Annotated in this window: 21 protein-coding genes; 11 read left to right on the top strand and 10 right to left on the bottom strand. The window is 62.4% G+C overall.

Annotated features, from left to right (window positions below):
- Nucleotides 1-30 precede the first annotated feature (30 nt).
- Nucleotides 31-1,266, top strand: a complete 1,236-nt coding sequence (locus tag AB6N07_RS20275) for an amidohydrolase family protein (protein WP_370674863.1) — start codon at nt 31-33, stop codon at nt 1,264-1,266.
- On the opposite strand, the gene AB6N07_RS20270 is transcribed toward AB6N07_RS20275, so the two are convergent.
- Nucleotides 1,267-1,725, bottom strand: a complete 459-nt coding sequence (locus AB6N07_RS20270; protein ID WP_370674862.1) for an Lrp/AsnC family transcriptional regulator — start codon at nt 1,723-1,725, stop codon at nt 1,267-1,269. It abuts the gene before it with no gap.
- A gap of 168 nt (nt 1,726-1,893) precedes the next feature.
- On the opposite strand from AB6N07_RS20270, the gene ald reads away from it, so the two are divergent.
- Nucleotides 1,894-3,009 carry an alanine dehydrogenase gene (ald, locus tag AB6N07_RS20265; protein WP_370674861.1) on the top strand — a complete coding sequence of 372 codons (1,116 nt, stop codon included), beginning with the start codon at nt 1,894-1,896 and terminating at the stop codon, nt 3,007-3,009.
- A gap of 97 nt (nt 3,010-3,106) precedes the next feature.
- Here the strand turns inward: ald and AB6N07_RS20260 are convergent, their stop codons facing one another.
- The 3 genes from AB6N07_RS20260 to AB6N07_RS20250 all read right to left on the bottom strand — a co-directional run bounded on the left by AB6N07_RS20260 (nt 3,107) and on the right by AB6N07_RS20250 (nt 6,501).
- The gene (locus AB6N07_RS20260; RefSeq protein WP_370674860.1) at nt 3,107-4,339 is read right to left on the bottom strand and encodes a class I SAM-dependent RNA methyltransferase; all 1,233 of its coding nucleotides are present in this window, start codon (nt 4,337-4,339) and stop codon (nt 3,107-3,109) included.
- The gene (locus tag AB6N07_RS20255) at nt 4,332-5,066 is read right to left on the bottom strand and encodes a TlyA family RNA methyltransferase (protein WP_370674859.1); all 735 of its coding nucleotides are present in this window, start codon (nt 5,064-5,066) and stop codon (nt 4,332-4,334) included. Before AB6N07_RS20255 ends, AB6N07_RS20260 begins: the two co-directional genes overlap by 8 nt.
- A gap of 139 nt (nt 5,067-5,205) precedes the next feature.
- A complete protein-coding gene (locus AB6N07_RS20250) occupies nt 5,206-6,501 on the bottom strand; it encodes an MFS transporter (protein ID WP_370674858.1) in 1,296 nt (431 codons plus the stop codon).
- A gap of 314 nt (nt 6,502-6,815) precedes the next feature.
- On the opposite strand from AB6N07_RS20250, the gene AB6N07_RS20245 reads away from it, so the two are divergent.
- Nucleotides 6,816-7,655: an MBL fold metallo-hydrolase gene (locus tag AB6N07_RS20245; protein WP_370674857.1), complete on the top strand. Its 840-nt coding sequence runs from the start codon at nt 6,816-6,818 to the stop codon at nt 7,653-7,655.
- On the opposite strand, the gene AB6N07_RS20240 is transcribed toward AB6N07_RS20245, so the two are convergent.
- Both AB6N07_RS20240 and AB6N07_RS20235 read right to left on the bottom strand, forming a co-directional pair.
- Nucleotides 7,656-8,438 (bottom strand): DUF1499 domain-containing protein, encoded by a 783-nt coding sequence (locus AB6N07_RS20240; protein WP_370674856.1) that lies wholly within the window; start codon nt 8,436-8,438, stop codon nt 7,656-7,658. It abuts the gene before it with no gap.
- On the bottom strand, nt 8,435-9,439 hold the full coding sequence (locus tag AB6N07_RS20235) for a DnaJ C-terminal domain-containing protein (protein ID WP_370674855.1): 1,005 nt from the start codon (nt 9,437-9,439) through the stop codon (nt 8,435-8,437). Before AB6N07_RS20235 ends, AB6N07_RS20240 begins: the two co-directional genes overlap by 4 nt.
- A 241-nt stretch (nt 9,440-9,680) precedes the next feature.
- Between AB6N07_RS20235 and pdxH the strand changes: the two genes are divergently transcribed.
- From pdxH to AB6N07_RS20205, 6 genes are all read left to right on the top strand, one after another.
- Nucleotides 9,681-10,289 carry a pyridoxamine 5'-phosphate oxidase gene (gene pdxH / locus AB6N07_RS20230; RefSeq protein WP_370674854.1) on the top strand — a complete coding sequence of 203 codons (609 nt, stop codon included), beginning with the start codon at nt 9,681-9,683 and terminating at the stop codon, nt 10,287-10,289.
- 20 nt (nt 10,290-10,309) lie between these two features.
- Entirely contained in the window at nt 10,310-10,555 is a 246-nt protein-coding gene (locus AB6N07_RS20225; RefSeq protein ID WP_370674853.1) for an exodeoxyribonuclease VII small subunit, read from the top strand.
- A gap of 169 nt (nt 10,556-10,724) precedes the next feature.
- Complete coding sequence (gene dxs, locus AB6N07_RS20220; RefSeq protein WP_370674852.1) at nt 10,725-12,647, top strand: 1-deoxy-D-xylulose-5-phosphate synthase; 1,923 nt, start codon at nt 10,725-10,727, stop codon at nt 12,645-12,647.
- 121 nt (nt 12,648-12,768) lie between these two features.
- Nucleotides 12,769-13,473, top strand: a complete 705-nt coding sequence (locus AB6N07_RS20215; RefSeq protein ID WP_370674851.1) for a GNAT family N-acetyltransferase — start codon at nt 12,769-12,771, stop codon at nt 13,471-13,473.
- Between the two features lie 68 nt (nt 13,474-13,541).
- Nucleotides 13,542-15,494: a bifunctional 2',3'-cyclic-nucleotide 2'-phosphodiesterase/3'-nucleotidase gene (locus tag AB6N07_RS20210; RefSeq protein ID WP_370674850.1), complete on the top strand. Its 1,953-nt coding sequence runs from the start codon at nt 13,542-13,544 to the stop codon at nt 15,492-15,494.
- Nucleotides 15,495-15,667: 173 nt separating this feature from the next.
- Nucleotides 15,668-16,711: a helix-turn-helix domain-containing protein gene (locus AB6N07_RS20205; protein WP_370674849.1), complete on the top strand. Its 1,044-nt coding sequence runs from the start codon at nt 15,668-15,670 to the stop codon at nt 16,709-16,711.
- Nucleotides 16,712-17,109: 398 nt separating this feature from the next.
- Here the strand turns inward: AB6N07_RS20205 and AB6N07_RS20200 are convergent, their stop codons facing one another.
- Both AB6N07_RS20200 and AB6N07_RS20195 read right to left on the bottom strand, forming a co-directional pair.
- Nucleotides 17,110-17,493 carry a hypothetical protein gene (locus tag AB6N07_RS20200; protein WP_370674848.1) on the bottom strand — a complete coding sequence of 128 codons (384 nt, stop codon included), beginning with the start codon at nt 17,491-17,493 and terminating at the stop codon, nt 17,110-17,112.
- A gap of 117 nt (nt 17,494-17,610) precedes the next feature.
- Complete coding sequence (locus AB6N07_RS20195) at nt 17,611-18,588, bottom strand: magnesium transporter CorA family protein (protein ID WP_370674847.1); 978 nt, start codon at nt 18,586-18,588, stop codon at nt 17,611-17,613.
- A gap of 212 nt (nt 18,589-18,800) precedes the next feature.
- On the opposite strand from AB6N07_RS20195, the gene AB6N07_RS20190 reads away from it, so the two are divergent.
- On the top strand, nt 18,801-19,190 hold the full coding sequence (locus tag AB6N07_RS20190; RefSeq protein WP_370674846.1) for a DUF2946 family protein: 390 nt from the start codon (nt 18,801-18,803) through the stop codon (nt 19,188-19,190).
- Between the two features lie 115 nt (nt 19,191-19,305).
- Nucleotides 19,306-19,875 (top strand): copper chaperone PCu(A)C, encoded by a 570-nt coding sequence (locus AB6N07_RS20185; RefSeq protein WP_370674845.1) that lies wholly within the window; start codon nt 19,306-19,308, stop codon nt 19,873-19,875.
- Nucleotides 19,876-20,086: 211 nt separating this feature from the next.
- On the opposite strand, the gene AB6N07_RS20180 is transcribed toward AB6N07_RS20185, so the two are convergent.
- Complete coding sequence (locus AB6N07_RS20180) at nt 20,087-20,278, bottom strand: hypothetical protein (RefSeq protein ID WP_370674844.1); 192 nt, start codon at nt 20,276-20,278, stop codon at nt 20,087-20,089.
- A gap of 586 nt (nt 20,279-20,864) precedes the next feature.
- Entirely contained in the window at nt 20,865-21,794 is a 930-nt protein-coding gene (locus AB6N07_RS20175) for a histone deacetylase family protein (RefSeq protein ID WP_370674843.1), read from the bottom strand.
- Nucleotides 21,795-21,915: the final 121 nt, after the last annotated feature.

The raw sequence follows: 21,915 nt of genomic DNA, 5'->3' as shown, positions 1-21,915 counted from the left end.
GCCGTCACGATCTTTTTGAGAGACTGGCGGATGCTCCTCGTCAACGGTTCCATCTTCGACGGCGAGGCTCTGCTGCCGGCCGGTCATGCGATTCTGGTCGAGGATGGCCGTATCGCCCACATTGCGCCTGTCGCCGCCTTCGCCGGCTACGTAGGTCGTACGGTGGATGCCGGGGGCATGACCGTCCTGCCTGGCCTTATCGACTGCCATGCTCATCTCGTGCTCGGCGGCGAACTGAATCCCTCGGCGGTTTTGGCCGGTATCTCCCATGTCGAGCTGACGTTGCGTTGCCTGGAGAATGCCACAGCGTCGTTGGCCGGCGGAATAACGTCCATGCGCGATCTCGGCGGCGTCGACCATGTCGAGCTGCGCGTTCGCGACGCGTTCAATTCCGGCCGGATGTTCGGGCCGACCATTCGAGCCGCCGGCAAGTTCATCTGCATGACCGGTGGGACCAATTATTTCATAGCCCGCCAGGCGGATGGCCCGGCCGAGATGATCAAAGCCGTGCGAGAGCAAATTCATGCCGGCTGCGACTGCGTCAAGCTGATGGCCACCGGCGGCGTGCTGACGCCTGGAGTTCGGCTGGAGCACGCCCAGTTCACCTGCGAGGAGATGACGGCCGCCGTTGGCGAAGCGCGCCGTTTCGATCGTCCTAGCGCCGCGCATGCCATGACGCCGGCGGGCATACTCAACGCGGTGCGGGCCGGCGTCGATTCCATCGAACATGGCATAATGCTCGATCAACAGTGCATCGACGAGATGTTGCTGCGCGGCGTCGTGCTGGTCCCGACGCTTATGCCCTTTCATTGCATGCTCGCGAGCAACGTCGGCGGTGTGCCCGAATGGGCGATGGAAAAGGCGCGTTGGGCATCGGAACACCATCGGCGATCCTTCAAGGCCTACTACGATGCCGGCGGCCGCATCGCCATGGGCGCTGACACCGGAACGCCGTTCAATCCGCACGGCAACGCCGCCTGGGAATTGGCTCACATGGTTGGCGCCGGCATGAAATCCATCCACGCCCTGACGGCCGCGACGGCAACGGCTGCCGATCTGCTTCGGCTCGATGATCGCGGGCGCCTCAGGCAAGGCTTTGCCGCCGATCTGCTGGTCGTCGAGGGCAACCCGCTCGACGACATCATGGCGGTGGCCGACAAGGTCAACCACCGGTTCATCTTGAAGGATGGCCGCGTGGTGAGGGATGATTTCACCAACGCTGGACGCGCGGATAGCCGCATCCGACGCCCGACTGTCGGGGCCTGATCAGATCGGCAGCTTGGTGGAGCGTTTCACGGTTCGGAGCGTCAGCTGCGATTGAACGCGCACGACGCCGGGCAGGGGTGTCAGTATCTCGCTGTGGATGCGCTCGAGGTCGGCGGCGTCGCGATAGACGACGCGCAGCAGATAGTCGTGCTGACCGGCCAGCAGATAGCATTCGGTGATCTCCGGTATCACGCGGACCGCGGCCTCGAACTTGTCGAGCGAGGCGCGTCCCTGGCTGTCGAGCGTCACGGAAACATAGGCGGTGCCGGGTACGCCGGCTATTCGCGGGTCCAAAATGGCGACAAAGCGGGCGATAAGGCCGCTTTCCTCGAGAAGGCGCGTGCGCCTCAAGCAGGCCGAGGCTGAGAGGTGCACCCGATCCGCAAGCTCGGCATTGGTCGGTCGGGCATTGTCTTGCAAGGCGGTCAGGATCGCACGATCCGTCACGTCGAGGCGCATGGGTTGAATTTCCTGCGTTTCAAGGGGCGAAGAGCAGAATTTTATGCCGATTTACGCCCGTAGTCTGCTGAATCTGTGCAAGTAATTGCGTCAAGATTGGCCAAATATGCGCCATCACGCCAAGCCGGGACCAAACCCGGCGGCGGAACCAGCAGGGGATCAATAAAAATGCTCGTCGGTACACCCAAAGAAATCAAGGATCACGAGGACCGCGTTGGCCTCGTTCCGTCGTCTGTGCGCGAACTCGTCGCTGCCGGACACAAGGTTATCATCGAAAAGAACGCCGGCGCCGGCATCGGTGTGGCTGACGCCGCCTACGTCAAGGCCGGTGCCACCATCGTCGATGGCCCCGATGAAATCTTCGCCAAGGCCGACCTGGTCGTCAAGGTCAAGGAGCCGCTGGCCGTCGAGCGCAAGAAGCTGCGTGAAGGGCAAACGCTGTTCACCTATCTCCATCTTGCGCCCGACCCGGAGCAGGCCGAAGACCTGGTGAAATCCGGTGCGACCTGCATCGCCTACGAGACGGTGACGGCTGCCAACGGTTCGCTGCCGTTGCTTGCTCCCATGTCGGAAGTGGCTGGTCGCATGGCGCCGCAGGTTGGCGCCGCCGCGCTTGAAAACGCGGCCGGCGGTAAAGGCATCCTGCTCGGCGGTGTGGCTGGCGTGGCGCCGGCCAAGGTGGTGATCCTCGGCGCTGGTGTTGCCGGCACCAATGCCACCCACGTTGCCCTTGGCATGGGCGCCGACGTGACGCTGGTCGATAATTCGATCGACGCTCTGCGCCGTGCCATTGCCACCTTTGGCGTGCGCATCAAGACGGCCCATTCGAACAAGGATACCGTGGCCGACCTCGTCATCGGCGCCGATCTCGTCATATCCACGGTTCTGGTGCCGGGCGCGGGTACGCCGAAGCTGATCAGCCGCGAACTGATCGCAGCCATGCAGAAGGGCTCCGCCTTCGTCGACGTCGCCATCGACCAGGGCGGCGCCTCGGAAACGTCGCGCGCCACCACGCACTCCGACCCGACCTATATCGAAAGCGGCGTCGTCCACTATTGCGTCGCCAACATGCCTGGCGGCGTCGCTCGCACCTCGACCTTCGCCCTCAACAACGCCACGCTGCCTTTCGCGCTGGCGCTGGCCAACAAGGGCTGGAAGCAGGCCTGCAAGGACGACATCCACCTTGCCCATGGCCTCAACGTCCATGCCGGCAAGATCACTTACAAGGCGGTGAGTGACGCCCTCGGCCTCGCCTACCTTGATCAGGCCAAGGCGCTGGCCTGACGCCGGCCTCGGACTGATATGAAAATGGCCGGAGTGGGAAACCGCTCCGGCCATTTTCATATTCAGCAATCTGGATCGGCGTCGCCGATCTCGTTGCTCAGCGCCTCAATACCGTTACCACCTCGACGTGGCTCGACCAGAGGAACTGGTCGACCGGCGTAACGCTTTCGATGCGATAGCCGCCATCGACCAATATCCTGAGATCGCGGGAAAGCGTCGCCGGATTACAGGAGACGGCCACGATGGTCGGTACTTTCGAACGCGCCAGCCACTGGCTCTGCTCGGCAGCGCCGGCGCGGGGCGGGTCGAAGACCACGGCGTCGACCTTCTCGAGTTCCTTTTCGATCAGTGGCCGGCGGGCGAGGTCACGTTTCTCGGTGGTGATTCGATGGCGACCGGTCATGCCGCGTGCCGCCTGGTCGAGCGCTGCGACTGCGCCACCTTCGCCTTCGATCGCCAATATTTCGGCCTTTCGGGCAAGGCGCAACGCGAAGGTGCCAACACCCGAGAAGAGATCGGCAACTCGTTTTGCCTTGTCCGGAATTGCGGCCGTCACCAACTCGCCCATGATCGCTTCGGCCTCTTCCGAGACCTGCAGGAAGCCACCGGGGGACGGCGTTACCGCTACGCCATCAATGTTGATCGCGACGGAGCGTCGTTCGACGATCGCCTCGCCACCGGCTGACAGGCGGGCAAGATCGAAACGGGTCGCGAGCTCGATAAGCTGCATGCGCAGCCGATCGGCATCGCGCGCCGCGATGCCGGCGACCGACACGTCGAGGCCGCCGTTGGTGAGCGTTACCGTGAGGTCGAGCCCGCCCTTTCTCGGTGCGATGAGGCCAGTCAGCGCCGTCAGCGCCGGGAGCGCGGCAAGCAGCTGCGGCCTCACCACCGGACATTCGTCGATCGTGACCAGGCGGTGACTGCCTCGCTCGTTAAAACCGACCAGCGGATGACGGCCGGCCATGATGCCGGCGAAGGTGGCGCGGCGCCGAGAGTGAGGCGGAACGATACGCGTCTCGCCGATCTCGGGGGCGAGGCCACGGTCGGCCAGAGCATCGACGACGAGCCGACGCTTGAAATCGGCATAGGGCGCCGGTGCCATATGCTGCAGCGTGCAGCCGCCACAGGTGCCGAAGTGTCGGCAAACCGGCTCAATTCGGTCGGCTGAGGGCGTTAGAACCCCCTTGAGTCGCCCCGTGCCGCCCTGAAGATCGACGTCGACGGTTTCGCCGGGCAGCGTGTAGGGGACGAACAGCTGCTGCCCGTCGGGCTGGAGCACGACACCATCACCGCGGTGGCCGAGGCGGTCGATCACAAGTTCAGTCAAGGCTCGCTCCGAGAAGATATTCGTGGTTGCCGTCGCCGCCGAGGATGGGCGAGGAGATGAGGTCGTGGACGCGCCAGTCATCACGGCCGTCGAGCCAGGCGCGAATGCGTTCAGCGGCGGCCTTGCCGGTTGCCTCATCGACGAGGCCTCCCTTGCCGATCGCCTGCCTGCCTGCCTCGAACTGCGGTTTGACCAGAAAGACGCCGACGGCCGGCCGGCGCGCCAGCACCAATGACGGCGGAAGCGCCAGGGTCAGTGAGATGAAGGAAACATCGGAGACGATCACGTCGGGACGAAAGGGCAGGTCATCCGACGTGAGGTCACGGGCGTTCAATCCCTCGATGTTGCTGACGCGCGGATCGTCGGCAATGCGCGGATGGAGTTGGCCATGGCCGACGTCCAGCGCGACAACGCGGGCGGCGCCGCGTTTGAGCAGCACCTCGGTGAAGCCGCCGGTGGAGGCGCCGACATCAAGGCAGTCGCGACCGTCGACATCAAAGCCGAAATGGTCGAGGCCTGCGACGAGTTTCAGAGCAGCGCGCGACACATAGGCGGCGGCCGGATCGGATATCGAAAGCTCAATATCCTCCTCGACCGAAAGGCCCGGCTTGTCGACCGGCCGTCCTGCAACGGTTACGTGGCCACGCAAGACGGCGTCGCGGGCGCGAGCGCGGCTATCCACGAGGCCACGGGTGACGAGAAGCTGGTCGAGACGGATCCTTGCCATGGCGTTGCTTTGAGGCAGGCGCCGGCCTTTGGCAAGGCCCGTCAGGGCATCGGACCGAAAAGTGGAACCCGGTTTTTGGGAAATCCGATGCGATAAAAAACGAGATCGCCCTTCAGCGTCCGTCAGGACGCGCAGCAATCTAGGGAGAATCGGCTTCCGCGGGCTCCTTCGGCTCGGTCGCCGGCACGACTGGCGTCTGGAGGATGGGGTCATCCGGCGAGGGAGCTTCCGGTGGAATGGCGCCGCCGACCGGCGCGGTTGCGTACATTTCGTAAGCTTCCTTGGGATCGTCCGGACGTGACGGACGAATGCGCCAGCGCAGCACGATGAAGGCGGCAAGCAACAGCTCGACCGCGGCCATGAAGACAAACAGCGAGTCGTTGCCCCAGCTCTCCATGGCGAAGGAGGCGATCAACGGTCCGAACACGGCGCCGACGCCGTTGGCGAGCAGCACGCCGGTCGCCATTTCGACATAGGCGGATTTTTCGGCGCGATCGTAAGCGTGGGCGGCGGCCACCGAATAGGCGGTGAGCACCACGGTGCCGAGCACAAAGGCCATGACGAACAGGCCATTGCTGCCAAGCGGCAGCAGAACGGTGAGCAGGCTGGCGATGGCCGACAGCACAATCACGCCGGCCAGCACCAAGCGACGGTCGTGGGCGTCGGACAGGCGGCCGACCGGCCATTGCATCAGGGCACCACCGACGACGGCGATGGAGAGAAAAATCGCCGCGCCATCCGCCGTCAAGCCACGCCCGATGGCAAAGACGGTGACCAGCGACCAGAAGGCCCCGTTGGCTACGCCGATCATGAAGGTGCCGGCGAGACCGACTGGCGCAATTTTCAAAAGGCGAAGCGGCCGAAACTGGACGATGGCGATCGGCGCCGGCTGCGCCGACGTGGTCAGCGCCACCGGCACCACGGCGAGCGACACCAAGAGCGAGGCGGCGGCGAACAGTTCGAAGTGCTGAATGGGCGCCAGCAGCACCATCAACTGACCAACGGTCGTGGTGAGGAAGTTGACGACGATGTAGACGCTCATGATCAGGCCGCGATTGTCGTTGGTTGCGCGGTCGTTGAGCCAGCTTTCAATGATCAGATAGAGACCGGCAAGGCAGAAGCCGGTGATGGAGCGCGCGCCGATCCAGATCAGTGGGTCGACGACCATCGGATGAACGAGCGTGGTGGCAGCGGCCAGCGACACCAGCGTCGAATAGGCCCGGATGTGGCCGGCTCTCAGGATGAGGTAGGGACAGGCGAGGCAGCCGACCACGAAGCCGAGATTGTAGGACGAACCCATAAGGCCGATGATGACCGGCGTGAAATGCTCGTAGAGGCCACGCAACGGAATCACCGTGCCCAGCAGCGCGTTGCCGCACAACAGGAAGCCGATGCCGGTCAGCAGCGAGACGAGCGGGGTGAAGGTCTTGGACAAGGAATGAACTCGTATGCAGGCGAGAAGGCGCTGGCCGCTGGCAAAACCGGTCGGCGTGGATGCACCGACATCGGTCCGTCCGGTCTTTCGATGCGGACAGTTGCAAACCTCTACGGCGTTTCCGTGAACTTTGTATTTTGAATCGGTTTGAGGCAGTTCGCCTGGAAATGCAAGCGTGGCTCGGCCATATTCGGCGCGGTAGGTGAACGAGTCCATAGAGGCTCATTCTGAGTCAGATTGATTCATGAGGTTTCTCGAGGATTCATGCTGCTCCATGGACACCCATGGCGATGCATTCGCTTAAGGAGAGTGGCATGAGCATCGATCCCGCCTTGGATTTCATGCCCGCCTATGGCGCTGCCGAGCGAGTATGTGTGGGCGTCCGAAGGCTGACCGCCCGTAACACTGGACCACTGACCTTTCGCGGGACCAACTGTTATCTTCTTGGCGACAGCGAGATCACCGTGATCGATCCCGGTCCCGACGATGACGCCCACGTCGCCGATCTCTTGGCAGTGGCCGGCGCGCCGATCCGACGTGTCCTCGTTACCCACGATCATGCCGATCATGCTGGCGCTGCGCGGCGGCTATCGGAATTGACCGGTGCCGAAGTTGTGGGCTCGGCGCCAATCCCTTCGCGTCCGTTCTATCGACCCGACGGGATCCTTGCCGACGACGAGACTGTCGCGACGGAAATCGGCCCTCTCCGGGTTGTTGCAACGCCCGGTCACGCCGCCGGGCATATTTGTTTCGACCTTGCGGGTTCGAGCCTTCTGTTCTCGGGCGATCATGTCATGGCCTGGTCGACCAGCGTCGTGGTGCCGCCGGACGGTCGCATGGCGGATTATATGGCTTCCCTCGATCGCTTGGCCGGTGTCGGGGCGCGCAGCTATCTGCCAGGGCACGGCGGTCAGGTGATCGACGGTCTCGCCCGCGTCAGTGAGCTGAAGCGGCACCGACAGGCGCGCGAGGCGGCTATCCTGCGGGCTCTCGACAGCGGCGAACGGACCATCGAGGAGATTGTCTCGGCGGTTTACATCGGTCTCGACCCGGCATTGACCGGCGCGGCTGCGCTGTCGGTCACGGCCCATACCGATTGGCTCGAAGAACGGCGCCTCGTCAGAAAAGCAGAGGGCCGGCTGAGCCGGTGCTGATCAGTTGGCCGCCTGCCGCCGCGACACCTCGGCGAAGCGGGCGAGGAAGTCGCCGACATGGCGAGCGTTTTCGCCGAGGTCGGGCATTGCCACTTGGCTCAGAGAGCGGACGTCGATACGGCTGCCGCCGTCGCCGGGGCGAATACGGACGACGACATCCTCCTGGGTGCCCAGCAGCATTGACCGCGCTTCGGCTTCAATCCGGCCACTTGCCGCCTCGGTGTCGGGCTCTTCGGCTAGCCTGATCGTCCAGCCAAGATCATCGATGGTCTGTCGGGCAAGGGCATAAGCCTCGACGGTGGACAGATCGACCGCCTGCGTCGTCAGCTCTGGATAGGCATCTTCCTGCAAGGCCGCGTCATCGTCCGGCGCGGCGCGCAGGTCGATTGGCAACGCCACCTGCTTAAAGCCGGCCGGAGCGGCCGGTGGATCGTCGGTGTCGGTCGACACGCTGTCCAGGGCGGGATAGGCGACATAGGCGGCGACGCCGCCGATCAACGGCGAAAAGGTGGCGATGATCAAAAGCAGTGTGCCGAAAGCACTGCTCGCACCACGCCGTCCCTCACGCCAGACATCGCGCACCGTCACTGAAACCACGGCGAGCGCTGCCAAGCCCAACAGGAGACCGGCAATGACGGCCGCGTACATGGTGGCGCTCGATATGAAATCGAGGTGGCGGGAACCGATCCCCACCACCATCACCATGAAGGCGAGGCTGGCTAGAAAGCGCGCAGGCTGGGCGCCGCGCGCCGACGGCAGCGGCAGCGGCGGCAGGCGGCTCATGCGGAGAATTCCGGTCCACGCACGTCGTAGGGACGCACCTCACGCCAGCGTTCCATCAGCTTTTCGAGACCAGCATCGGCACCGTCCGGCAGTACGATTCGCGGGGTGACGAAGATATCGCCCCGAACGCCCTTCTTGTCCGGTAACCCCTTGCCACGCAGGCGGAAAGCCTTCGACCCGGTAACCCCGGCCGGAATAGTCATGTCGACGGCGCCTTCAAGCGTCGGGACGCGCACCTTGCCACCCAGCACCGCCTCGTCGAGGCTGACAGGCAGATCGAGGCGCAAGTTGTAGCCGTCTGGCCGGAACAGGGCGTGTGGCTCGTAGACCAGGATGGCAATGGCATCGCCCGGCGGCGTTCCTTCGCCGCCCTGACCCTTGAGACGGAGTTGCTGACCCGGCTCGAAGCCTGCGGGGATCTTGGCGTCGAGCGACTTGCCGTTCGGTAGCGTGACGCGCACCTTGCCCGAGCCGACGATGTCCTCAAGGCGCACGCGCGCCGTCACCATGGTGTCGGCGCCCTTGGTTGATGGGGCACCGCCCGCCGCGGGGCCTGCGCCGCCTGCCGAGAAGCCTTCGAAGCCGGAAAATCCGGCCCCGCCACGCCGACTCCCTCGTGTATTGCCACGGGCACCGCCGTTGGCGAAATTGGCAAAGGTTTCGCCGAAGATATCGTGCAAGATGTCGTCCGTTGCCCGACCGCCGGCTTGGCGGAAGCCGCCGTGCATGCCGCCCTGACCGCCGGCGCCTCCGAACCCTTCGAAGCCGGTAAAGCGCGGCTTGCCGTCGGCGTCGATTTCGCCGGCGTCGAACTGGCGGCGCTTGTCCTTGTCGCCGACGATTTCATAGGCCGAATTGAGTTCGGAAAAGCGTTCCTTGGAACGCGGGTCGTTCTTGTTGGTATCGGGGTGATGCTGCTTGGCAAGCTTGCGATACGCCTTCTTGATCGTCGTTTCGTCCGCGCTCTTAGGCACGCCCAAGATCTCATACGGATCACGCATGCTGGTTGGCCCTCTTCAAATGGATAACGGCGCCCGATAGCGCCAAGGTTCTGCCAAGCATGTAATGCCCGATCACGTTCCGTTCCAGAGTGTGCCATTATACGGGTCGCGCAGCTTTGACAAAATCTTTTCGGTGGGATCGCTTGGGAGGTTGTCGATGGCCGGGATGTCGCTATATGCCGGTCGGACGCTTGCGCGAATCTGGCCCACGGCCAGCCAGCATGACGAGGCGCCGAAGAAAATGTCCAGTTCCGAGCCCGATTTCACCGAAGCCTCAGAGCCCTACCAGTTGTTCGTCAGCTGGATGAAGGAGGCTGAGAAGAGCGAGCCGAGCGATCCCAACGCCATGGCGCTTGCCACCGTCGACGAGGACGGGCTGCCGGATGCGCGCATGGTGCTGCTCAAGGGCTTCGACGAGCGTGGCTTTGTCTTCTACACCAACTTCGGCTCAGCCAAGGGCGAGCAGATCCTGAAGAGCGGCAAGGCGTCTCTTCTGTTTCACTGGAAAAGCCTCAGGCGGCAGGTGCGCGTGCGCGGCATCGTCTCGGAAGTTTCGAAGGAAGAGGCGGACGCCTATTTCCAAAGTCGCGATCGCGGTAGCCGGATCGGAGCCTGGGCCTCCAAGCAGTCACGCCCACTCGAAAGCCGCTTCGCTCTCGAAAAGGCGGTGGCCGAATGGGGTCTCAAGTTCGGTGTCGGTATGGTGCCGCGGCCAGATTATTGGTCGGGCCTGCGCGTATCGCCGACCGCCATCGAATTCTGGCGCGACGGGCTGTTCCGCCTGCACGATCGTGTCCGCTTCCTGCCCGACGGCAATGGCGGCTGGACGCGGACTCGCCTCTATCCCTGATCGACGAAAGGTCGCCGACAATGACTACCGCTACCGACGTCAGTGCTCTTAGCTTCGAGCAGGCTCTGAAAGAACTTGAGGGCATCGTCGCCCGGCTCGAACAGGGTTCGGTGCCGCTCGAGGAGAGCATTTCCATCTATGAGCGTGGCGACGCGATACGCAAACACTGCGACGGTTTGCTGAAGGCCGCCGAGGCGAAGGTGGAGAAGATCCGCATTGCCGGGGATGGCTCGGCCGCTGGCGTCGAGCCGCTCGACCGCGAATGATAAGCCGGGGCGCCACCCGTTTTGGTGGCGGCGGTTAATATCAAAACTTATTTCGTGCATTCGCCGCAATTGGGCTCAATAAAGAGCGCGCTTGCGAATTGAAGACACTGTGATTGACTGATATCTGAAGATGAGGGATTTGCCCTCGTAGTTTCACGGATTTTTTGGATTGCCGCGTCCCGCCACCCCGCTCCTCGACAAGATATCGTCGCCGGATGATCTCAAGGTACTATCGGTTGCCGAGCTTGAGCAGCTCGCATCCGAGGTGCGCGCTGAGATGATCGACGCAGTGTCGGCAACCGGCGGCCATCTCGGCGCCGGGCTGGGCGTCGTCGAGCTGACGGTAGCGCTGCACGCCGTGTTCGACACGCCGCGCGATCGGCTGATCTGGGACGTCGGTCATCAGGCTTATCCGCATAAAATTCTGACCGGTCGACGTGCGGACATCCGCACTTTGCGCCAGGGCGGCGGCCTCTCCGGGTTCACCAAGCGCGCCGAGAGCGTTTACGATCCGTTTGGCGCCGGCCATTCGTCGACGTCGATCTCGGCCGGCCTTGGCATGGCAGTGGCGCGCGACTTGAAGGGCGGCGACAATCAGGTCATCGCCGTCATCGGCGATGGCGCCATGTCGGCCGGCATGGCCTACGAGGCGATGAACAACGCTGGTGCGATGGACAGCCGTCTCGTGGTTATCTTGAACGACAACGACATGTCGATCGCTCCGCCGACTGGCGCCATGAGCGCCTATCTGGCGCGCCTCGTTTCCGGCCCCACCTATCTCACGTTGCGCGAGGCGATGAAGCAGCTTGCCTTTAACCTGCCGAAAGGCCTCCGGCAGAAGGCGCAGCGGGCCGAGGAATACGCACGTGGCTTCCTAACCGGCGGCACACTGTTCGAGGAACTGGGCTTCTATTATGTCGGCCCCATCGACGGGCACAATCTGTCTCATCTGCTGCCAGTGCTGCGCAATGTCCGTAACGCCAAGGACGGGCCGGTGCTGCTGCACGTCGTCACCAAGAAGGGCAAGGGCTACCCGCCAGCCGAGGCAGCCGCCGATAAATATCACGGTGTGAGCCGGTTCGACGTGGTGACCGGCGCTCAAGTGAAGCCCAAGGCCAATGCGCCGAGTTATACGCAGGTGTTTGGCGAGACGCTGGTCGACGAGGGACGGCGTGACGAGCGCATCGTCGGCATTACCGCCGCCATGCCGGCCGGCACCGGGCTCGACCTGTTTGCCGAGGCCTTCCCCCATCGCATGTTCGATGTCGGCATCGCCGAACAGCATGCGGTGACCTTCGCGGCGGGCATGGCAACCGAAGGCCTGAAGCCTTTCTGCGCCATCTATTCCACCTTCCTGCAACGTGCCTACGATCAGGTCGTACACGACGTGGCCTTGCAGAACCTGCCTGTTCGCCTGCCGATCGACCGGGCCGGCTTCGTTGGCGCCGACGGCTCGACGCATGCTGGCGCCTTTGACACTGCTTTTCTCGCCTGCCTGCCCAACATGGTGGTGATGGCGCCCGGCGATGAGGCGGAGCTCCGGCACATGGTGGCGACGGCGGTCGCCTATGACGATGGTCCGATCGCTTTCCGTTATCCGCGCGGCGAGGGCGTCGGCGTCGAGCTGCCGGCCTGTGGCCAGCTGCTTGAGATCGGCCGTGGGCGTATCGTCGTCGAGGGCGGTAAGGTAGCCATCCTTTCGTTCGGCACCCGTCTCGCCGAGGCGCTGAAAGCGGCCGAGGAGCTTGCCGCTTTCGGCCTGCCTACCACGGTGGCCGATGCGCGCTTTGCCAAACCGCTCGACCGTGCGCTGATCCGTCAGCTGGCGGCCCACCACGAACTGCTGATCACCGTCGAGGAAGGTTCAACCGGCGGCTTTGGCAGCCAGGTGGCCCAGGCGCTGATCGATGACGGCCGCTTCGATCGTGGCTTCCGGTTCCGGGCGCTGACGCTGCCCGATGCTTTCGTCGATCACGAGAAGCCGGAGCGCATGTATGCCGCCGCCGGTCTCGACGCCCACGGTATCGTTCAAGCGGCGCTCACCGCGCTCGGGCAGAATCGGGTCGAATTCGCGGGCGTGATCGGCAAATAAGGCCGGAGGGGCAACGGCTTCGTGCGGAAAAGTGGCAACCGATTTTCTGCCAAAATGATGCGACATTAGGCAAGGTGGCACTTTGCGTTAGCCAGAAGGCGCACTGCTCCAGGGGGATGAAATGAGCTTTACCGAACTGGACGCCAATGGCAATCCTGTCGGGCCGGTGGTCGACGGCTGGTCGCCTCGCCCGCGTCCGTCGCATACGGCGCTGGAAGGGCGGACGGTGCGACTCGAGCCTTTGTCGACCGTTCACGTGCCGGATCTATTCGCCGCCTATTCCGCCGACGAGAGCGGCCGGATGTGGACCTATCTGTCCGTCGGTCCCTTTTCGAGCGAAGCCGATTTGGGCGTCTGGATTGCCCCGCTCATCCCATCCGAAGACCCGCTGTTTTTCGCGGCGGTGGACAAGGCGAGCGGCCGGGCGGTCGGCATCGTCTCCTATCTTCGCATCGATCCGGTCAACGGCTCCATCGAGGTCGGCTGGGTGACCTGGTCGCCTCTGATGCAGAAATCGGCCATCTCCACCGAAGCGCACTATCTGCTGATGAAGAACGCCTTCGATGGCCTCGGTTATCGGCGCTATGAGTGGAAATGCAACGCTCTCAACCTACCGTCGATGAAAGCCGCCGAACGGCTGGGGTTTACTTTTGAAGGCACTTTCCGCCAGGCCGTCATCGTCAAGGGACGCAACCGTGATACTGCTTGGTTCTCGGTGATTGATAGCGAATGGCCGGCTCTGAAGGCCTCCTTCGAAGCTTGGCTGATGCCGGACAACTTCGACGGCGAGGGGCGACAGAAAAAGCGGCTCCAGGAGTTCAGGTAGCCCTCGCTTCCGCGTCGCCATTGATGCCTTTTGCCCGGCAAGGGCATTCATTCAGGAGACAAGCCACAATGCCGATTCATCGTCTCAGCCGCCGTGAATTATTGCTGGCTACCGCCGCCGGTGCGCTCGTTGCCTTCGTTCCCACGGTTGCCGCCGCTGCCGAACCGACTGTCCGATTGCGCCTGATGGCGACCTCCGATCTCCACGTCAATGTCTTTCCCTATGATTATTATCGCGATAAGTCGGACGATACCGTCGGTCTCGCCAAGACGGCCGCGTTGATCGCCGCGGCTCGCGACGAAGCGCACAACGCCCTCCTGTTCGACAATGGCGACCTCATCCAGGGCAGCCCGCTCGGTGACTATATCGCCTACGAGAAGGGCCTCGACGGTGGCAACAAGCATCCGATCGTCGCGGCGATGAACGGCCTCGGCTATCTCTGCGGCACGCTCGGCAATCACGAGTTCAACTATGGGCTCGACTTTCTTGGCAAGGCGCTGTCCGGCGCCGAGTTCCCGGCCGTCTGCGCCAACGTGCTGAAACCCGATGGGACGCCGCTGATCGAGCCGACTCGCATCTTCGACGCCAAGGTGACCGACGCGGAGGGCGACGAGCATGTGCTGCGCATTGGCGTTATCGGTTTCGTGCCGCCGCAGATCGTCCAGTGGGACAAGGATAACCTTGAGGGCAAGGCGACCACGATCGATATCGTCGATGCCGCCGGAAAATACCTGCCCGCGCTACGCAAGCAGTCGGATGTGGTCATCGCCCTCTGCCATTCTGGCATTGCCGGCGGTGAGCGGTCGGGTGGCGAGGAAAACGCCGCGCTGTTCCTTTCGATGGTGCCAGGGATCGACGCCATTTTCACCGGTCACCAGCATCTCGTCTTCCCCGGCAAGGATTTCACCGGCATAGAAGGGGCCGATATTGAGAAGGGAACGCTCAACGGCGTGCCGACTGTGATGCCCGGCTTCTGGGGCAGCCATCTCGGCGTCATCGATCTCGATCTCGTCAAGGAAGGCGAGGGCTGGAAGGTCAGTGGCTTCAAGGTCGAAGCGCGCCCGATCTACGAACGGACGGCTGACAAGAAAATCGTACCCCGCGTGGATGCCGTGCCGGCGGTACTCGCGGCGGTGAAAGCCGACCACGAGGCGACGCTCGATTACGTCCGCCGTCCTGTTGGCGAGACCTCTGCGCCCATCTCTAGCTATTGGGCGCTGGTTGCCGATGATCCGTCGGTGCAGATCGTCAGTCAGGCGCAGCTTTGGTATGGAGCGGCTCAGGCGAAGGCGGCCGGCTTGCCGGACTTGCCGATCCTGTCGGCAGCGGCTCCCTTCAAATGCGGCGGCCGTTCCGGTCCGGACTACTACACTTTCGTTCCCAAGGGCCCGATCGCCATCAAGAACGTCGCGGACATTTATCTTTACCCCAACACCATCCGCATCGTGAAAATCACCGGCGAGCAGCTGCGGGAGTGGCTTGAGCGTTCGGCCGGCATCTTCAACCGGATCGATCCGACGAAGATCGACGAGCAGCCGCTGATCGATACGACCTTTCCGTCCTATAATTACGACGTGATCGATGGCGTCACCTACCGCATCGATGTCACGCAGGAGAGGCGTTACGACAACGACGGCAAGGTGGTGGCGGAGGGCGCTCATCGCATCATCGATCTCGCCTACCAAGGCAAGCAGGTCGAGCCGAACCAGGAGTTCCTGGTGGTGACCAACAACTACCGTGCTGGCGGTGGTGGTCACTTCCCAGGTGCCGACGGCAGCACGGTAGTATTCCAGGGGCCGGACAGCAACCGCGACGTCATCGTCCGCTATATCATCGAGAACAAGACCATCAATCCTTCAGCCGACGGCAACTGGTCGATCGCCAAGCTGCCGGACAGTGTCAACCTCACTTTCCCGAACTCGCCAAACGCCACGCTGGATACCGTCCCGGCCGGCGTCAAGGTGGAGAAGGTCGGCGACGCCGGCGAAGGGTTTGCGAAATATCGCCTGTCGGTGGCGTGAAAACTTGGCAGGTGCGCACTACGTGAACCATCCGACACCCGACGGCAACGCCAGGTGCCGGATGCCTTGCACGGCTAGACAGTCGCGGGCTGCTTGATATTCCGGGTGCTCTCTGTATAAGTAATTGTGCAGACTGTCAGTTTCTACATGACGCCCGGAGCGCCCGACCCTAGATGAGCGCCGTTTCTCCCGATTCAAAACTCCCGCGTTCTCGCTTCGATAGCCGACTGTTACCGGCCCATCTCGTCCAGCCGGCCTGGAACGAGGCGATCGGCGTGATTTTTGACACCCGCCCGCGCAAAAGCGTGGAGGAGGGCTTTTTCGCTCACGTCGACGCGGCCTTCGTCGGCGATGTGGGGCTCGGCCGTGTGCGCAGCACAGCGCAGGATTTCGATCGTTCTCGCTATAAGATCGCCCGTGACGGCATGGACGGCTACCTCCTGCAATTCTACCTCTCCGGCCGAAGCGCTACGCGGGGAGGGAGCAATTCTGAAGTGGCAGGCGAGGGCGATCTCTACATGATCGATATGGCTCAGCCGCTCGCCACCTCCACCACCGATCACGATCAGATCAGCCTCGTGGTGCCACGCCGCCTGCTGTCAACGCGGCTTGAAAGCCCGGATGCCTCTCACATGCGGATTATTCCGGCTGGCCTGCCACTGGTCACGCTGTTCCGCGAGAGCCTGAAGAGCTTCCATGGCCAGATCGACAATATGTCGCGCCGTGAAGCTGAAACTGTGATGCAACCGCTGCTCGACCTCGCCGCCGCCGCCATCAATGGTCATGTGGATGAGCGGAGCATGGCTGGCGTCAATCTGGCGCACTTTGTTGGCTTGAGACGCTACGTCGAAGAAAATCTTCTCGATCCCACTCTTTCGCTGGATAGTCTGCTCGCGACTTTCGGGCTATCGCGGCGGAAAGCCTACCGACTCTTCGAGCCGGTTGGTGGCTTCGCCACCTATGTCAGCCGTCGGCGCCTGCAACGTGCCCTGCAGGCACTACGCTCGCCGGACTGCCGGCACATGTCAATTTCCGAGATCGGCAGCGCCCACGGCTTTCCCAATCCTGAAAACTTCAGCCGGGCATTCCGCCGTGAATACGATCTGTCGCCGCGCGAGGTGCGCCAACTCGCCGGCTCGGGGCGGAGCCTACAGGACGTGGCGGGGAAACTGTCGGAAATGGGGTGGGCGCAGTGGATCGAGAATATCGGTCGTTAAAGGCAAGACGACCGGTCCCAACAGCCCTCCAGAGTGAGAAAAGCTGACACGGAATGCCGGGTGGCTGGCACAAGATGACCATTTCCCGGTCGCTACGTATTGGGCCATAGAAATCCGCCGTCCTGCATGCGATGGAACGTCGGTCCCGAGACAATCGGGCCCATCGAGGTGGCTGAACGCGTGGCGATCCCATACGAAGCAATTTTTAAGCGTAGCGTTTTAAGCTTTTCATAAAGCCATAAGCAGACACAAGATTAGAACTCCGGTCAGCCCAGTTCAGCCGCCTCGATCTCTCTCCGACTAAGCGTTATTGTTAATTTATTTGAGAAATGAGCGTCCTGTCTCCGGTCCGGTAGGGATCGGAGACAGGACGCATATTTTTTGATGACTCAATGAAGTCAGGAAAGTGGCAGGCAGATATCGACGTCGGCCGGCTTGACGCGTCCCGCCTTGAGATCGCTCAGCTGCGGAATCGAGGAATCGGGGCCGCCGATTATCCTTTCATAGGTCGCTCGGTCCAGCCCTACCTGTCGTCCGCTCGAAGTGAAGGCCACCATGCCATCCTTGCCGACGTAGGCCTTGCTTGCCCACATCTTGCAGAAGTACTGCTTCGTGCCGTTCGAGGCTATCCAGCCGGGCATGCCTGATTTGCCTGTGGTGAGCTTGCCAAGCTTGTAGCCCTGTTGTGTCAGCTTGGTGAACGATTCTGCCTTGGCAATGCCGGTAGTGGCAATGCCGGCGACGACCGCGCAGATGGCAAGTTTCTTCAATGAAATGAACATGGACAGCCCCAGATCGATGTCGACCTTGGACGTTTTACCAAGACTCTCAGTCTGCAACCACAGTGTGCATTGGTCGAGGATATCTATTCCACATATTGTACGCGCCCGTTTCGCGCCTTACAGCCATCTCTTCCAGCGGAAGAGGCCGTAGGTACCAACTGCCGAGAGGATCATGACGGCGATTCCCCAGACATAGCCGTAGGTCCAGTCGAGCTCCGGCATGAAGCGGAAGTTCATGCCATAGAAGCTGGCGACCAGCGTGGGCGGCATGAAGATCACGGCCAGAACCGAGAAGATCTTGATCGTGTCGTTCTGCTGGATCGAGATGAGGCCGAGCGTTGCGTCCAGCAGGAAGGTGATGCGTTCCTCCTGGCCGCGGCAATGGTCGGCCAGCGCTGTGACGTCGCTTTTCATCGGCTTCAGGCGAGCAACATCTTCCTTGGAATAGCGTGGCCCTTCCATTTTTGCGGTAAGAAACAACAGCAGGCGCGAGAGTGAAATCAAGCTCTCCTGGAAATGGCCCAGGCGCAAACCTTCGCGGCCGATACGCCGAAGCGAGCTCTTGTACCGATCGCCGGTTGGCGCGGCACGCGAGTCGTCCTCGAACACGCGCCGGGCGATGGTCTCGATGCGAGCGCCCGACTGTTCGATGACGTCGGCCAGCCGATCGATGGCCGCCTCCAGGATCGTCAACAGCGCACCGTGCGGCGTCGTCACGTTGGCGCCCGCTGTCGTGACATTCTTGATGGCGAGCGGAATGGTCCCCGGCTCGTCATAGCGGACGGTGACAAGATGCTTGTCGGTGAGCACGAAGGTGACGACGGTAATGCCCGGATCATTGCTGCCGGCACGGCAGGGCAGGGCAGCGGTAAGATAGAGGACGTCGTTGGTGACCGATAGCCGGCTCGACGGCTCGATCTCTTCCATCTCAGCACGCGTCGGAAGCTCGGCGCCGATGAATTCCTCAACCGCCAATTCCTCGGCGCGTGTCGGCGTCATCAGGTCGATCCACAGCGCTTGCTGATCTGGCACAAGGGTGCCGCAATTGGGGGCGTATTCGAGCTTGTCGCCGACGGGATGAAACGCGTTGAGCATGGGCGACGTCCAGAACTCTGGCCTTCGCGAGGCCGGTTCGCTTGGCGATGGGCGAATTCTCCGAATGCGGCGACTCCCTTCGAAGAAGGAGGCGTCACCGTCCGCAGTCTCTCTATACGCGGGCGCGGCGGCGGTCGAGTCTTTCCCGTTGGACATTGCACCGCCAAGGCAATCTGGTAAGTGTTTGGTCGGATATGAGCCGTGGGGAGGCCATGACACGTAACGGCTGGCGGCAGGGGCTGAGAGATCTGGCGCGCGATGTCACGCGTGTCCTGTTCGTCTATGCGCTTGTGCTGCAAACGCTGGCACCGCTCGCCGCCGCGCAGGCAGAGGCGCGTGATGGCCTCGGAGCTTATCCAGTTCTTTGTTCGGCGATGGCGGGCGCAGACACGCAGCTACCGGTCAAAGCACCGGCGCGGATCGTCCATGATTGCCTCTCCTGTTGCCTTGGCAGCGCCGTTGGGGTCTTGGCAGCGCCGGCCGCGTTGCCGGAGCCGACAGGTTTTCCGCTTCTGCTTGCGCCTGCCGTGCCAAAGGCTCCGATTGTACCGGTGCGGGCCGGTCGCCCGCCATCGCAACGGGCACCGCCTGGGCTCGCCTGATCGGTAACCGGCTCTCTGAAAGGCGACGCGCCTTCTCTTCATTCAACAAATCAAACCCGCGATGCGGGCATGCCGGAGCCACGGGCGACCGGCCGTCAATCAATCGAGGTTTTCCATGGTCCAGATTTCTCAGACCCTTTTCCGCACGGCGCTGGTTGCCGGCTTCTTGGCTGTTTTACCGGCGGCGTCCGCACTGGCTATCCAGCCGGCCGCTGCCCATGAATTCAAGGCCGGGGCGCTTATCCTGAAGCATCCCTGGACGCGGGCCACCGCCAAGGGCGCCGAGATGGGAGGTGGTTTCGTGACCATCGTCAACACCGGCAATACGGCTGACCGGCTGACCGGCGGCAGCTTCGCGCTCGCCGGCCGCGCCGAGGTGCATGAGATGAAGATGGAAGGCGATGTCATGAAGATGCGGCAGCTTGGGGGAGGGGTCGATATTCCGGCGGGCGCGACCGTTGAGCTGAAGCCCGGCTCCTACCACCTCATGTTCATGAAGCTGACGGCGCCTCTCGAAGCCGGCACGAAGGTGAAGGGAACGCTGATTTTCGAGAAGGCGGGTGAGGTACCGGTGGAATTCGCGGTCGAGGCAATCGATGCCAAGGCGATGGACCACAAGGCAGGTGGCCACGACGGCATGCCTATGGATGGTGCCAACAAGATGCCCGACGCTCACGGGGGCTAATGAGGCGTCGGCAGAAAGCGCCACTAAAACGCCGAAGGCCGGAGCATCAAGCCCCGGCCTTCGACGAACTCACCCGTTTACTCCAGAAACACAAGCCCTTCCTCACGCACAGAACCATCAAGGATCGGTGCGTCGAGCCTCCGAAGCAAATCTGAAAATGGCTCACCGCCGGGCCGGCTGCAACATGCGCCAGCCCCGGGAGGTCGTCCGATCAATCCTCGTAGGAGAACATCGGAGCGGTCTGCTGGACCGTCGTATAGTCCTTCTGCTGCACCTGACGACGCATTGCGCGCGCCGCAGCGTTCACCGCCGGAATGCCGATCTCATGATATTGGGCGTCGAGCTCCAGCTCGCTGCCTTGCTGGATCTGGCCGTTGTTAACAGCGTCAGCCTGTTTGACCATCTGAGTACCGTCCTACCCCGTCGCCGGGTACGTGGTTTGTCTTATGTATTCATTCGGGAGTGCCGTGTTTAAATCACGTCTTCCACGTTCATATATTATGCCTCTGAATGCGGCTGAACAAGGGCGGGCAGCATTCATGCGGTTCGGATTTCTTCCTAGGCTGAATTAGATTTTTGAATGCGTGACTAAAATGCGACATTTGCTTTGTTACCGCCTGAGACTAAAAGCTAATCAAGTATTTGACACAACGCAAAGCAAATGATCACCCCAAGAAGATCTTAACCTCTTATTAAGCAAAAGTTCCGTCGTTGTCTGCGGCGCGTGCCTTTCGGAAAAGCAGCACACGACGAGATGCCGCCTTCACTGGGTCGATAAAGGGAGTTGGTGGCAGCCAAATCCGAGCGAAGTCGCGCCGCATGGCTCCGAACACTCGTGTGCGCCCACACCGCCTGGGTATTGGAAATAAACGCCTTTCCGATTACCCGGCCTCCAACGGCATTGCTCAGAGCGACTCATACCAAGATGCAAATGAGAAATCGGCAATGGCTTCAATGAGCGGATGCGTCAGCATCTTCGCCAATTGGGATCAGTGGCCCATCAGGGCCGAAACATGGGCGGCGGCCGACAGGCCGAGGGCGTCGACGTCGTAGCCGCCTTCCAGCAGGGAGACGATGCGGCCGCCACAGACACGATCGGCGACTTCCATCAAGGCGCGGGTCAGGACGCCGTAATCGCCCTCGACGAGGTTGAGGTCGCCAAGCGGGTCGCGATAGTGAGCATCGAAGCCGGCCGACAATACCAGGAGATCGGGCCGGAAGGCTTCGACGGCCGGCAGAATGGCGGTTGTCATTGCCTCGAGCACGACCGCTCCGTTGGCGCCGGCGTCGAGCGGCACATTGAGAATGTTGCCGGCGATGCCGGTCTCCGAGGTCTCTCCGGTACCCGGAAACAGTTGTGCCTGATGGATCGAGGCGTAGAAGACCGTTTTGTCGGAATAAAAGATGTTCTGCGTGCCGTTGCCATGATGGACGTCGAAATCGACGATGGCGACGCGTTCGGCTCCGTGCGCCGCCTGGGCGTGGCGGGCGGCTATGGCGGCATGGTTGAAGAAGCAGAAGCCCATGGCCTGTCGTGCGCTGGCGTGGTGACCGGGTGGGCGGGCGGCGGAAAAGGCGTTGTCGACGAGGCCGCCCATCACTTCATCGACAGCGAGGCAAGCGGCGCCAGCGGCAAGCCGCGCCGCCTCATAAGTGCCATTTGACAAAATGGTGTCGCCGCTGATCGACATCAGGCCGTCATGCGGCGCCTGGATGCGGATATGGTCGACATAGCCGGCGGGATGGACGCGCTGGATTTCCGCGTCCGAGACCGGTCGTGCCATATCGCGGATCAAATGTTGGAAGGCCTCACCTTCCAGCCGCCGCTCGATCGCCATTATGCGCTCTGGCTGTTCGGGGTGGTTCTCCGGGGCGAGGTGGTCACGATAACGCGGGTGGCTCAGGAAAAGTGTCCGCATACGACCCTCTCCGGAAGGCGCCTTGTGGCGTCCGTGAAAATCCTGAGACAGAGGATGCCGCCACGGTCGCGCCGTCAAGGTGGCAGGAAGGCTTAGCGCATCGTGCGGAAAGGGAAGAATC

This window comes from Pleomorphomonas sp. PLEO, from assembly GCF_041320595.1.
Lineage (GTDB): Bacteria > Pseudomonadota > Alphaproteobacteria > Rhizobiales > Pleomorphomonadaceae > Pleomorphomonas.
Note: the sequence above shows the minus strand (reverse complement) of the source record. Positions and strands in the feature narration are given on the sequence as shown.

What these genes read in the sequence shown, in the direction of transcription:
- AB6N07_RS20195 (WP_370674847.1), bottom strand. Translation starts at nt 18,588, where the DNA reads ATGCTCAACGCGTTTCATCCCGTCGGCGACAAGCTCGAATACGCCCCC.
- AB6N07_RS20210 (WP_370674850.1), top strand. Translation starts at nt 13,542, where the DNA reads ATGCCGATTCATCGTCTCAGCCGCCGTGAATTATTGCTGGCTACCGCC.
- pdxH (WP_370674854.1), top strand. Translation starts at nt 9,681, where the DNA reads ATGTCCAGTTCCGAGCCCGATTTCACCGAAGCCTCAGAGCCCTACCAG.
- AB6N07_RS20255 (WP_370674859.1), bottom strand. Translation starts at nt 5,066, where the DNA reads ATGGCAAGGATCCGTCTCGACCAGCTTCTCGTCACCCGTGGCCTCGTG.
- AB6N07_RS20245 (WP_370674857.1), top strand. Translation starts at nt 6,816, where the DNA reads ATGAGCATCGATCCCGCCTTGGATTTCATGCCCGCCTATGGCGCTGCC.
- AB6N07_RS20225 (WP_370674853.1), top strand. Translation starts at nt 10,310, where the DNA reads ATGACTACCGCTACCGACGTCAGTGCTCTTAGCTTCGAGCAGGCTCTG.
- AB6N07_RS20270 (WP_370674862.1), bottom strand. Translation starts at nt 1,725, where the DNA reads ATGCGCCTCGACGTGACGGATCGTGCGATCCTGACCGCCTTGCAAGAC.
- AB6N07_RS20180 (WP_370674844.1), bottom strand. Translation starts at nt 20,278, where the DNA reads ATGGTCAAACAGGCTGACGCTGTTAACAACGGCCAGATCCAGCAAGGC.
- AB6N07_RS20240 (WP_370674856.1), bottom strand. Translation starts at nt 8,438, where the DNA reads ATGAGCCGCCTGCCGCCGCTGCCGCTGCCGTCGGCGCGCGGCGCCCAG.
- AB6N07_RS20215 (WP_370674851.1), top strand. Translation starts at nt 12,769, where the DNA reads ATGAGCTTTACCGAACTGGACGCCAATGGCAATCCTGTCGGGCCGGTG.
- AB6N07_RS20205 (WP_370674849.1), top strand. Translation starts at nt 15,668, where the DNA reads ATGAGCGCCGTTTCTCCCGATTCAAAACTCCCGCGTTCTCGCTTCGAT.
- AB6N07_RS20235 (WP_370674855.1), bottom strand. Translation starts at nt 9,439, where the DNA reads ATGCGTGATCCGTATGAGATCTTGGGCGTGCCTAAGAGCGCGGACGAA.
- AB6N07_RS20185 (WP_370674845.1), top strand. Translation starts at nt 19,306, where the DNA reads ATGGTCCAGATTTCTCAGACCCTTTTCCGCACGGCGCTGGTTGCCGGC.
- AB6N07_RS20200 (WP_370674848.1), bottom strand. Translation starts at nt 17,493, where the DNA reads ATGTTCATTTCATTGAAGAAACTTGCCATCTGCGCGGTCGTCGCCGGC.
- AB6N07_RS20275 (WP_370674863.1), top strand. Translation starts at nt 31, where the DNA reads ATGCTCCTCGTCAACGGTTCCATCTTCGACGGCGAGGCTCTGCTGCCG.
- AB6N07_RS20190 (WP_370674846.1), top strand. Translation starts at nt 18,801, where the DNA reads ATGACACGTAACGGCTGGCGGCAGGGGCTGAGAGATCTGGCGCGCGAT.
- ald (WP_370674861.1), top strand. Translation starts at nt 1,894, where the DNA reads ATGCTCGTCGGTACACCCAAAGAAATCAAGGATCACGAGGACCGCGTT.
- AB6N07_RS20175 (WP_370674843.1), bottom strand. Translation starts at nt 21,794, where the DNA reads ATGCGGACACTTTTCCTGAGCCACCCGCGTTATCGTGACCACCTCGCC.